The sequence below is a fragment of the Protofrankia coriariae genome (assembly GCF_001017755.1).
GTDB classification, from domain to species: domain Bacteria; phylum Actinomycetota; class Actinomycetes; order Frankiales; family Frankiaceae; genus Protofrankia; species Protofrankia coriariae.
Window position 1 is genome coordinate 19,471 of the sequence record NZ_JWIO01000015.1, and the last position, 11,549, is coordinate 31,019.

Below are 11,549 nucleotides of genomic sequence, written 5' to 3' on the forward strand. Positions count from 1 at the left end.
CGCGGCCCGCCGCGGCGTGCTGCGCGCGCTGGCCGCGGGACGGCTCACCGACGCGGTGGCGGGCGTGGACGAGGTGCTGCTCGTCGGCGGGGCCGGGCTGGGCCCCGCTGCCATCGAACAGATCGTGGCCGCCCGTCACGCCCTGTGGTCTCGCCGCCATGCCCGCGCGGGCCGTGCGGGCCCGAGCCGCCGCGCGGACCCGAGCCACCCGGACCCGCAACGCGCCGCCCCGCAACGCCCGGACCCGGGCCGTGCGGATGCGCCACGTCCGGACCCGGAACGCTCGGGTGGCGGCCCCGCGTGAGCCGCCGCCCGGACAAGCTCGTCGCCTACGAGCCGGTGCTCGCCCGTCATCCCCCGACGGATCCGTGGCGGCACACCGCTGGCGCGCGACCGTGCTACGCACCCGACTACGGCCTGCTCGGTGAGCTGCTGACCCAGCCGGTGCGCGGCGGCGAGGCGTCCGAGAGCGGCGCGTTCGCCAAGGGGATCGACGCCTGGATCGCCCACGAGCTGCGCCGCGCCGGGTTCGGTGCCGACGAGGTCTGGCCGAGGGCCAGCCAGCCGAGGGTGCTGCCGCGTGACGTGGCCGTGCTGCTCGACAAGCTGCCGAAGGCGCTGGCCGACGAGGTGCGCGCCCGGGTGGGCGCGATGCCGGCGGTGACACCGGCAGACGCGGTGATCCTCGGGCGCGCCTACGACAAGCAGGTCGACGTCGTGATCTCCCGCTGGGAGCGCGGCCCCGAGCTTCTGATCAGCACGAAGGCGCAGGTCTCGTCGTTCGGGAAGAACCTGCCGAACCGTTTCGAGGAGGCCTACGGGGACGCCGGGAACCTGCGGGGACGCTACCCGCTGGCTGCGGTCGGCTTCCTGTTCGTGCAGCGCTCGACGATCCTCGACACCGAACCGGACGCGTTCGAACGGACCATCGACATGATCCGCAAGCTGCGCGCGGGCGCGGGCGTGCCGGGCGGCGTGGGCGTGGGTGCCGACAGCGGCGGCTACACCGCGACGGCCCTCGTCCTCGTCGAGTGGGACGACATCGCCGACGGCCCGGCCGCCGGCCCGGCGCTCGCNGCCGGCCCGGCGCTCGCGCCGTCGGGGGTGCGGGTGCGCCACGACGTCGTGCCCGCGGACGTGGCCGCGCCGCAGTTCTTCACCACGCTGATCCGGCACATCACCGCCGTGACCCCGGTCGTCCACCACGTCCGCGTCCGGGAGCTGCTGGAACGCCGTAACCTGCCGGTCGCCGAGGCGGACGCCGACGCGCTGACCGCCGAGGCGAACACGGCCGCGGGCACCGACCCGGCGACGAGAGCGACCGAGCCGACCGGCCCGCTCCTGATCGATGTGCCGCTCTTCCCTGATCTCTAGGTTCGATCTCCAGGACGACCCCGAGTGATCTTCCTCCAGGACCGCACATGCGAATCTCACTCTCAGTAAGTAGAACGCATGTCAACTGGATAATCATGACACCATCAAGAGCACGACGGCCGCCTCCCCGGATGCTTTCATGCTTGTGCAGGCGTTCGCGCGCAGGCGTTCAAAGTCCATAGTCAGTCGCCGGAACAACACAGTCAGCCACCGAACATCGGGTGGCACCTCCCAACCGGGTGGCGTTATCGGCCGGATGGTGGCATCAGCCGGCCAGCGATGACGGTTGGTGAGGTCGGTCGCCCTGAGTCCCGATCTCGCATGGGGGTAGGCAGTGACAGTGACCCTTCCTACGACACCGTTTCCTACGACACCGTTCGGCACGACCGGCATGAACATCACCCGGGTCGGCTTCGGGGCCTGGGCGGTCGGAGGCACCGGCTACGCCTTCGGATGGGGCGCCCAGGACGACGAGGAGTCCGTGGCCGCCATCCGGCACGCGGTCGCCTCCGGGGTGAACTGGATCGACACCGCGGCCGGGTACGGCCTCGGGCACTCCGAGGAGATCGTGGCCCGCGCCCTGGCGGGCATCGCCGAGGCGGACCGTCCGTACGTGTTCACCAAGTGTGGGCTGATCTGGGACGGTTCGGCGCCCGGCGGTGGCGCCTTCGCCCAGGTGGGCGCCGCCGACTCGATCCGGCGGGAGGTCGACGCGTCCCTGCGCCGGCTCGGTGTCGAGCGGATCGACCTCTACCAACTGCACTGGCCGCCGCGGGACGGCACACCGGCCGAGGACGCCGTCGCGACACTGCACGAGCTGCGCACAGCCGGGAAGATCCGCTCGGTGGGCGTGTCCAACTTCGGCGTCGACCTGCTCGAGCGCGTCGCGCCGGTGGGTGGCGTGGAGACCCTGCAGCCACCGTTCTCCGCGATCAGGCGGGAGACCGCCGCGGAGATCCTGCCGTACTGCGCCAAGCACGACATCGGCGTCATCGTCTACAGCCCGATGCAGGCGGGCCTCCTCACCGGCTCCTGGTCCGCCCAGCGTTCGGCCACCCTGCCGGCCGACGACTGGCGGCGCCGGTCACCTGACTTCACCGGTGAGTCGCTGCATCGCAACCTGGCCCTCGCCGACGTGCTGCGCGGCGTGGCAAAGCGGCATCAGGTCAGCGTCGCCGCGGTCGCCGTCGCCTGGACCCTCGCCTTCGACGGGGTGACCGGCGCCATCGTCGGAGCGCGCCGCCCGTCCCAGGTCGACGGTTGGATCGCGGCCGCCACCCTCACCCTGACCGCGGACGATCTCGACGACATCGAGCTGGGCATCGACCGCCTCGGCGTCGGCTCGGGGCCGTCCCGGCCGATGTGGTGACGGGCAGCGCCGGCGAGGTTCAGATCGCAGTGAGCCCGATGTCGATACTGGATGATCTCAATGAAGTCACCATGAACAGGTGCCCTCCCGCAGTCAACGGCCACGCCGACCGAGCCCTCCGCCACGATGACCCCGGACAGCGCGGCCCCCGGCGACGCGACCTCCGGCAACACGATCCCGGGCAGCATGATCCCGGGCGAGGTGACCCCCGCCGAGGCAACCCCGGGTGAGGCGCCCCCCGGTGAGGTGATTCCCGGCGAGGTGATTCCCGGCGAGATGCTCCTGGCCTCGGAGGCCGCGACGGACAGCGACGTCCGGCAGGAGGCCCGGCAAGGGGCGCGGCAGCGGGAGCTCGGCAGGTTCCTCCAGGCCCACCGCGAGCGGGTGCCCGGCCTGCCGCGGGAGCAGGTGGCGGTGGCGTCCGGCCTGCAGCCCGTCTGGTACACCTGGCTCGAGCAGGGGCGGGTCCAGGCGTCCGAAGAGGTCGTCGAGGCGGTCGCGCGGACGCTGCGGCTGGACGCCGACGCCCGGCGGCACGCCCTGGCGCTGGTGGGCTCGCCCGCGCGGACGTCCCCGCGACAACCACAGCAGCCGCAGCAGTCACTGCGGCCGCAGCGGCCACCGCAGCCACCGCAGCCACCGCAGACGCGAACCGTCACCCGCCTGCTGCGTCCCGTCCTGGAAAGCTGGCTGACGTCCCCGGCGCTGCTGCTGGACCACAGGTTCGACATCATCGGCTGGAACGACGCCTACGCGGCATTGTGGACGGATCCAGGCCTGCTCGACGAACGACGGCGCAATCTCGTCTACCTGCTGATCACCAGCCGCCTGCTCGCGACCACCCTGCACGAGTGGGAGAGCGTGACGAAGGATCTGCTCGCGCAGTTCCATGGCCAGTTCCACGACCAGTCCGGTGACGAGCGTGACGACGAGCGCATCCGGGAGATATTCACGCTGCTCGAAGCGGAACGGGCCGAGCTGAGGCCGTGGTGGGAAAGCCAGTCGGCGCGCGAGTTCACCACCCGGACGGTAACCGTCAACACTGCCACTGTCGGTGAGATCAGGCTGGTGCTGTCCCTGTTCCGGCCGATGGACGACCCGGATTCCGGCATCCTGCTGCAGACCCCGGTCAGCCACACCGACCGGACCAGGATCCGGCAGCTCATCGAACTGCCCGCCCGCTGGGTCGGCAACGACCGGGCGCGCGGCTTCTACGACCAGTAGGCCACTACGGCCAGTAGGCCGCGCCTGGCGACGGGCCTGGTGACGGATGGCCACCGGCGCCGGGCACGGACGCCGACCGACCGGGCTCCGGTCCGCACAGCCGGGGATCCGCCGGGCCCGGCGCGGGCCCGGCGACGCTGATCACACCTGCAGCCAGCGGCGGTGACGCCGGCGGGACGCCTCGGGCCAGAAGTCGATGAAGTCCCGTTCCGCGGTGCGGGCCCGGAGCTCCTCCAGGCCCAGCAGGAGTCCGAGGGTGAAGGCGGTCGGCTCGCCCGCCTGAACCGCCGACGTCCCCCACTGCCGCAGCTGCCCCTGGGCGATCGTGGCGTCCTGGTGGGTGCCGAGCAGTTCCTGGATCTGCTCGGCAAGCCTGGCGAACGCCGCCGCGTCGGGCCCGAAGACCGCGCCGGCCGTCTCGGCCGCGTACCGCAGCCGCTTCGCCTGCTTGCGGGCGCTGTGCAGCTGGATGTCGCGTTCGTGGCCGGGCGGGGTGGCCAGGGCCGCGTTGACCTTGCGGGTCAGCCGGTTGTCGGCGCGTCCGACCAGCTTCGGCAGGACGACCCTGGCGGGCTGCGCGGCAAGTCCTCCCGGCTGTGTGGCGGACGTCTCCAGCAGCCCGCGGACCAGGTCCTTCAGGTCCGTGACCAGGGTCAGGTAACGCTCGCTGCGCAGCATCGTCAGCGCCTCGGCGCGCGCCTGCTCCTGCCCGGCGAGCAGCTGGCTGTCGATCGTTTCGGCGACGGGGCCGTGTACCAGCTCGGCCGGCAGCGACGCCACCCGTCCGTCGAAGTACTCGACCATCACCTCGGCGTCGCGGGCGGCGGACAGCGCGCCGGCCAGGTCACGCAGTTCCCCGTCCAGGTGGGCCGCGCGCGCGTCGTCGAACAGGAGCGCGAACGTACGCAGCGTGCTGCGGAACCGGCGGGTGGCCACCCGCATCTTGTGGACGGCGTCCGGGACGTCGAGACGGACGTGCGGGTCGGCGGCGAGCAGCGCCTGGACCTGGGCGGCCAGGTAGGCCCCGACCACCTCGCCCGCCGGGGAGCGCGGCCGCAGCTTGCCGGGCGAGGGCAGCGCCTCGGAGCGGGGCTGTCGCGCCAGCGCCGGGCCGAGCACCCGGGAGAGCTTGGACGCGTCCGGGGACACCGACGCGCCCGAGGCCGTGAGCAGCACGCCGACCTCGTCCAACAGGCTGGTGTCATCACCGGTGCCGACGTGTTCGATCTCGATCTCGTGCCACAGCTGCCGCTGCCCTTCAGCCGCCGGTCCTTCCGATCCTGCTGCCGGCTGCGCCCCCGTCGACGGGTCCCCCTGTTCCCCCTGTTCCCGGTTGGCCGCCGCGCCGAGGGTCCAGGCGCTGACCTGGTCGTCGACCACTTCGGCCCGGTCGGCGCCGGCGGCGTCCCGGAGCCGGATGGAAGTACGGTCGGTCACCAGCCGGGCCACCGGTCGCAACGGTGCGTCACGAAGATGGACGCGTACCAGATCAACGAGGTCGTCCGGTGGCGTCAGCTCGTCCGCCGGGGTGTCTGCCGCGCCGAGCGGACGCTGGATCTCCTCCCGTTCGCCGGCACGCAACGGCAGCTTGAGATGCCATCCTTCGTCGTGCCCGCCCGTCCGGCGCCGTAGTGTGATCTTGTTCTGGGCCAGTCGGAAATCGTCGGAGTCGTAGTAGACGGCCTCCAGGGTCGCCCGTTCCGGTTCGCTGACCGCGGCCACACCCGGCAACTGTTCCAGGGCGGGCAGCACGAAACCCGGATCGACGGCAAACTTGCGCTCTATTTCTCTAAGCCCGCCGCCCACGGTCACCCTCCGTTATATTCGCGTGATGCGATCGCCGTCTGCGTTCCTGCCACGGCCGCATCCGGACAATCCGACGCGACTGGGGCGGCCAGCCGGCCCGGCACAGCACGACCATCCGGGACAGCATTGACCGCGTCCGACATGCCGCGGCGAGACCACCGTTGACTGTTGTTCATCCCATGTTAAACGTATGACAGTCTGGCGGTTTCCCGAACAGCGATCACGATGTGGGCAGCCAGGAGACCCTGCCGGCCATGACGACATAACCAACAAAAGCCACAATGTCGATCAGAGCGTGCGCCACCACGAGCGGGCCGACCCGTCCCCGACGTTGATAGATCCACCCGAACAGCAGGCCCATAACCAGATTTCCGGCGAAACCGCCAAGCCCCTGGTACAGGTGGTACAAACCGCGCAACACCGCGCTCGCCGCCAGCGCGGCACGCTCATCCCAGCCAAGCTGACGCAGTCGCGTCAGCAGGTAGCCGACCACGACGACCTCTTCGAGCACCGCGTTCTGCACCGCGGACAGCACCAGGACGGGGATACGCCACCACACGTCCGGCAGGCTGGTGGGGACCACCGTCAGGTTCGCGCCCGAGTGCCAGGCGAGCAGGTACAGCCCGAGCCCGCCACCGCCGACGACCGCGGCAAGCCCGGCCCCGAAACGGGCGTCGCGGACCAGCCCACCGCGGCCGCGGCCGAGGCCGATCGAGGCCAGCCCTCCACCGTCCCGGACGAGCAGGTGCAGTGCCAGGAAGGCGGGGACGATCGCGGTGGCGATCCCGGTCAGCTGCAGGGCCAGGTCGAGCCACGGGCGCCCTGGCGCCGCCGACGAGTTCAGCTCGGCGACCTGCTGGCGGACCGGCCCGGGGGCGGTCAGATCGCCGATGTAACGGACGAGTGCCCACAGTCCGGACGCCCCCAGCGAGACGCCCAGCACCAGCCACACCTCGTGAGTGAGCAGCCGCCGGGAACGCACGCGACCGGCGCCATGGTCGCCTCCGTGGTCGCTGCCGCGCTCGTCACCGCCGTCACCGCTGAAGCCGCCAGGGCCTCTGGGACTGCTGTCTGGTTGCGCAGCGTGACCAAGCTTCCCGGCCGGTTCGTGCCGCGGTCGCCCTCCCGGGGCCGCCCCGGCGGTGTCGCCGGTGCGTGTGCCGGTGTCGGTTCGCGCCGCTGCCCGCCCGTCGCCAGTTAGCCTCACCTGGCGAACGTAACGGCCCGAGCGAATCGGCCGACCGGGCCGGCAGCCCACGCACCGGTCCGCGCCCGCACCGGGCGTTGTGTACACATACGCCCGGTGCGGGCCGGCGCGAGCCAGCGCCGGCGGAACGGCAGCTGAACGGCGGGACGGCGTCAGTGACGCGGCTCGCCGCCGGTAGGCTCCGGGTCGGCGAACACCCTGAACAGCAGGAGCAACGCCGGTAGCAGGACAGCCACCCCGCAGCCGATCGCGATCAGCATGGCCCGCAGGTTCTGCGCGGGTGCCGCGGCCGCGGCGACGGCGACCTGCCCGACCACCAGGTCCGGGTACTGGGCGACGGCCCAGCCCCACAGCACCCCGGCCACCGCAAGACCCGCCGCCAGCCGCGCCGCGGTGTAGTGCCGCCGCCAGACCAGGACCAGCGCGCCCACCCCACCGCACACCGACACGGTCACGAACGGGACGCCACGGGTGGGGAACCGCTGCGCGACCACCGGCGCGTCCCGCCACAGCAACGGCAGCAACGCGGCCGCGAGCGCCCCCGCGACCATCGCGCCACCGAGCGCCCGGCGCCGGAAACCGGCCACCAGATGCTCGCTCCCCGGTCGCCGGGACGCGTCCCGGCACAGGTAGACGGCGGCGAGAAAAGCGGTCGCGGCGACCGCGAAGGCGCCGGCCAGCAGCCCGAACGCGCTGGTGAACGGGGCGGCCGCGGCATCGCGGCGGCCGACCCCGCTGGCCATGGCCGCGCCGCACACGCCCAGCATGAACGGCGTGACCGTGGACGCGGCCGCGAACACCCGCCCCCACCAGTGGTCGGGGCCGGCCGCCCCGGCGCCGTAGGCACGGTAGACGTAGGCGCTGCCCCGCAGCACGATGCCGACGAGCGCCAGCGCCATGGGCAGCTCCAACGTGCTGCCGAGCACGCCGAACGCCTCCGGGAACCCAGAGAACATCGCCACGATCACGAAGATCAGCCAGACGTGGTTGGCCTCCCACACCGGTCCGAGGGCGGAGGAGATCAGTGCCCGCTGCTCGGCGGCGTGCCGTCCGTGGGCGAACAGGTCCCACACGCCGGCGCCGAAGTCGGCGCCGCCGAGCAGCGCGTATGCCGTCAGCCCGCCGACCATGACCAGCAGCAGGGCGTCCGCGGCGGTCATCGCTTCGCCCCGGCCGATCGCGCGGGTTCCGCCGGGACGGCCTCGCCCCTCCCGGCCTCCGGTACGGCATCCGCCGCGACGCCGCCGTCCGGCGTGCTGCCAGCCAGCGGCCTGCCAGCCGGCGGCCCGTCAGCCGCTGAGACATCGGCCGGGAGCGCATCGGCCGTGACGGCACCCGCCGCCTCGGACGTGCTCTCAGACGTGGTCGCGGACGTGCTCTCGGGCGTGGCCTCGTAGGTGGGTCCGCCGGCGGCCATCCGCCGCAGGATGAGTACCAGCGCCGTTGCGAGCCCCAGATAGAGCAGGAGCGTGCCGCCGAAGGCCCAGCCGAGGCCGGGGCTGTGGGTCACCGCGTCCGTCACCAGCATGCGGCCGTAGACGATCCAGGGCTGCCGGCCACCTTCGGTCACCTCCCAGCCGGCCAACATCGCGATCATGGATGCCGGCCCGGTGGCGCTCGCCGCCAGCAGCCAGCCCCGGCCGGTCGGGAGCGTCGGGCGGACGCCACGCCGTCGACGGCGCGCCGCCACCACCGCCACGGCCACGGCCAGCCCGACGAGCGCCGTCCCGAGGGCCACCATCGTGTCGAAGGCGAGGTGGACGAGCAGGGCGTTCGGGCGCTGCTCCGGTGGGACGGCCGCGAGTCCCGTCACCACGTGGTCACGGCTCCAGCCGGTCATCAACGACAGCAGGTCGGGGATCTCGATGCCGTGCCGGACCTCGCCAGTGGCGTCGTCGTAGATGCCGCCGAGGGTCAGCGGTGCGTATGACCGTGTCTGGTACAGGGCTTCCATCGCGGCCAGCTTCAGCGGCTGCTGGGCCGCGACCACGCGCGCCGCCCAGTCGCCGACGACCGCCTGGAGCGGGGCGCAGGCGAGCACCGTGACCAGGCCGACCCGCAGGCCGCGGCGGTGGTAGGCGTCCCGGCGTCCGCGCAGCATCCCGACCGCGTATACGCCGGCGACGGCACCGCCGGTGCACATCAGCGCCGCGAGCAGCATGTGGATCACCTGTGCCGGGGTGGCCGGGGAGAGGAAGGGCGCGAGCGGCTCCGCGCTGACGACCCGCCCGCCGACCTCCCGCACGCCGCGCGGAACGTTCATCCACGCGTTCGCGGTGATGATGAACAGGGTGGACAGGGTGCCCGCGATGGCGATCGGGAACATCGTCAGCCAGTGGGCCCGTGGGGACAGCCGCTTCCAGCCGTAGAGGTACAGGCCGATGAAGATCGCCTCGATGAAGAACGCGAAGCCCTCGAGCGTGAACGACAGGCCGAGCGCGCCTCCGTAACGGGCCATGAACGCCGGCCACAGCAGGCCGAACTCGAAGGACAGCACCGTCCCCGACACCGCGCCGACCGCGAACAGCACGGCGAACGCCCGCGCCCACCTGCGGGTGAGGGCGAGCCAGACCGGATCGCCCGTGCGGATCCAGCGGCGTTCGGTGTACAGCAGCAGCCAGGGCAGGCCCACCCCGAAGACCGCGAAACAGATGTGGAAGGCCAGCGAGAACGCGGTCTGGCCACGAGCAAGATCCGTGGACGCGGCGAGGATCATGCGTGATCCCTCCTGCCTCCCGCCCCACGGCGCCCACCCGGAGCCCACGCGAACGGGAGATCTTCTACGCTCTGTCGAACTTCTACGCTTTGTAGAATACGGGACGTCCGCCGGCAGCATCCGCCGTCGGCCACAAGGTCACAGCCGGACTCCCGATGGGGCGATGGGGGCACAGAATTTCGTGGCGCGTCGTACAGTGAGATACATGGCGCGCCTTGGTGACCTTGAGCGGTCAGTCATGGACGTGCTGTGGGACGTCGACGTCTGGCTGACCGCGCGTGATGTGGCTGCCCAGCTCGACCACGAACGCGACCTCGCCTACACCACGGTCCTCACGGTGCTCGAGCGCCTCGAGCGCAAGGGCTTCGTCCAGCGGGAACGCGCGGAACGCGCGCACCGCTACCGGGCGTCGAGCAGCCGGGACGCCGTCGTCGCCGAGGCCATGCTCGCCGCCCTGGACACCACCGAGGACCGCGGCTCGGCGCTGGTGCGCTTCGTCGGTTCCGTCTCCCCGGCCGAAGCCGAGATCCTGCGCCGGGCCCTCGCCCCGTCACCGGAGGCCGCACCCGAACACGACGACGCGACCGTCACCGGGACCGGCCTCGCCCCAGGTGATCCTGTCTCGACCACTCTCGCCGCCGTCGCCACCGCCGCCGCCGGCATCGCCATCGGCACCCTCGGCGAGGCGACCGACACGGAAGCAGGCGGGGGCTCCGACATGCCAGAACACGCCGGCGCCGAGGGCACCCGCCGCACGGCCACCGTGTCGGAGATCGCGAGCTCGGAGATCACCAGCCCGGAGGCCACCGCCTCGTGACCTTCGTATCGGACGCCGTAACGGACACGACACACGCTCAAACCGAACCTCTGTCTGCGGCCAGAGGTACTGTTCACCCGCTATGACGACCGCGGCCATCCTCGCTCTGTTCGCAGGTGTGCTCGCATGGCCCGTTCCCCGCCTGCTCGCCAGGGCGCACTGGCCGTCCCGCTGCCCGCGGTCCGCGATCGTGCTGTGGCAGGCGATCGGGCTTGCCGGCGGAGTGTCGGCGCTGCTCGCGGTGATCGCGTTCACGTTCGCGCCGCTTTCCACCGACCTGCCGCTGGGCGTGCTCGACCACGCCGGTCATGTGGCCGCCGGCGACCCCCTCGCCGGGCTCGGCTGGATCAACGTGATCGGGCTCGGGGTGGCGTCCGCGCTGGCCGCCCGACTGTTCGGCGTCCTCGCCCTGTCCACCGCGCAGACCCTGCGGCATCGTCGCCACCACCGCCACCTGGTCGACCTCGCTGGCCAGGACCACGGCGAGCACGACGCGACAGCGGCGTCCTCAGCCGCCCGGCCGGGGGACGCCGGGGGCGGCGGATGCCAGCCGCCGGACGGGCTGCCCGCCTGCGCCGGGGAGATCCATCGGCGCGGACGGCTGCGTGTCCTGGACCATCCGGTCGCGGTCGCCTACTGCCTGCCCGGCGTCCGCCACACCCGGGTCGTCGTCTCCAGGGGGCTGCTGGCCGCGCTCGCCCAGGACGAGTTGGAGTCCGTCCTCGAGCACGAGGAGGCGCACGCCCGCGGCCGGCACGACCTCGTCATCCAGCCCTTCGTGGCCTGGCAGCAGACCTTCCCGTTCCTCCCGCCCGCGCGCGACGCGACCGCCGCGGTGTCCCTGCTGGTCGAGATGCTCGCCGACGACACCGCCGCCCGTCGCACCAGCTGCCGGACCCTGGCCCGGGCGCTGGCCCGGCTCGGGGTGGCCCGCTCCCCGGTACCGGCCGGCGCGGTCGGCATCACCGGCATCTCCCATGGCAGGGCGATCCGCTCATCGCGGGCGAGCGGCTACGGCAGGGGCCTGCGAGCCCGA

At 72.5% G+C, this 11,549-nt stretch carries 8 protein-coding genes; 4 read left to right on the forward strand and 4 right to left on the reverse strand.

Features of this window, described 5'->3' with window-relative positions:
- The first annotated feature begins 1,765 nt into the window (after positions 1–1,765).
- Both FrCorBMG51_RS11410 and FrCorBMG51_RS11415 read left to right on the forward strand, forming a co-directional pair.
- Positions 1,766–2,743: an aldo/keto reductase gene (locus tag FrCorBMG51_RS11410; RefSeq protein WP_047223061.1), complete on the forward strand. Its 978-nt coding sequence runs from the start codon at positions 1,766–1,768 to the stop codon at positions 2,741–2,743.
- 126 nt (positions 2,744–2,869) lie between these two features.
- Positions 2,870–3,967 (forward strand): helix-turn-helix transcriptional regulator, encoded by a 1,098-nt coding sequence (locus FrCorBMG51_RS11415; RefSeq protein ID WP_052914582.1) that lies wholly within the window; start codon positions 2,870–2,872, stop codon positions 3,965–3,967.
- 141 nt (positions 3,968–4,108) lie between these two features.
- Here the strand turns inward: FrCorBMG51_RS11415 and FrCorBMG51_RS11420 are convergent, their stop codons facing one another.
- The 4 genes from FrCorBMG51_RS11420 to FrCorBMG51_RS11440 form a co-directional block, all read right to left on the reverse strand.
- On the reverse strand, positions 4,109–5,773 hold the full coding sequence (locus FrCorBMG51_RS11420; protein WP_047223117.1) for a CYTH and CHAD domain-containing protein: 1,665 nt from the start codon (positions 5,771–5,773) through the stop codon (positions 4,109–4,111).
- Between the two features lie 220 nt (positions 5,774–5,993).
- Entirely contained in the window at positions 5,994–6,755 is a 762-nt protein-coding gene (locus FrCorBMG51_RS11425; protein ID WP_047223062.1) for a CPBP family intramembrane glutamic endopeptidase, read from the reverse strand.
- A 377-nt stretch (positions 6,756–7,132) separates the two neighbouring features.
- Positions 7,133–8,140, reverse strand: coding sequence for a cytochrome d ubiquinol oxidase subunit II (locus FrCorBMG51_RS11435; RefSeq protein WP_047223064.1), 1,008 nt, complete (start codon positions 8,138–8,140; stop codon positions 7,133–7,135).
- Entirely contained in the window at positions 8,137–9,696 is a 1,560-nt protein-coding gene (locus FrCorBMG51_RS11440; RefSeq protein ID WP_047223065.1) for a cytochrome ubiquinol oxidase subunit I, read from the reverse strand. The genes FrCorBMG51_RS11435 and FrCorBMG51_RS11440 overlap by 4 nt, the downstream gene beginning before the upstream one ends.
- 205 nt (positions 9,697–9,901) lie before the next feature.
- Here FrCorBMG51_RS11440 and FrCorBMG51_RS11445 point away from each other — a divergent pair, with 205 nt between their 5' ends.
- On the forward strand, positions 9,902–10,513 hold the full coding sequence (locus tag FrCorBMG51_RS11445; RefSeq protein WP_076844055.1) for a BlaI/MecI/CopY family transcriptional regulator: 612 nt from the start codon (positions 9,902–9,904) through the stop codon (positions 10,511–10,513).
- A gap of 82 nt (positions 10,514–10,595) precedes the next feature.
- Positions 10,596–11,549: M56 family metallopeptidase (locus tag FrCorBMG51_RS11450; protein ID WP_235433496.1), on the forward strand; the 954-nt coding region annotated here is incomplete at its 3' end.

Bases quoted from the DNA above. Each gene is read 5' to 3' on its own strand.
- FrCorBMG51_RS11415 (WP_052914582.1), top strand. From the start codon at position 2,870: ATGACCCCGGACAGCGCGGCCCCCGGCGACGCGACCTCCGGCAACACG.
- FrCorBMG51_RS11440 (WP_047223065.1), bottom strand. From the start codon at position 9,696: ATGATCCTCGCCGCGTCCACGGATCTTGCTCGTGGCCAGACCGCGTTC.
- FrCorBMG51_RS11445 (WP_076844055.1), top strand. From the start codon at position 9,902: ATGGCGCGCCTTGGTGACCTTGAGCGGTCAGTCATGGACGTGCTGTGG.
- FrCorBMG51_RS11435 (WP_047223064.1), bottom strand. From the start codon at position 8,140: ATGACCGCCGCGGACGCCCTGCTGCTGGTCATGGTCGGCGGGCTGACG.
- FrCorBMG51_RS11410 (WP_047223061.1), top strand. From the start codon at position 1,766: ATGAACATCACCCGGGTCGGCTTCGGGGCCTGGGCGGTCGGAGGCACC.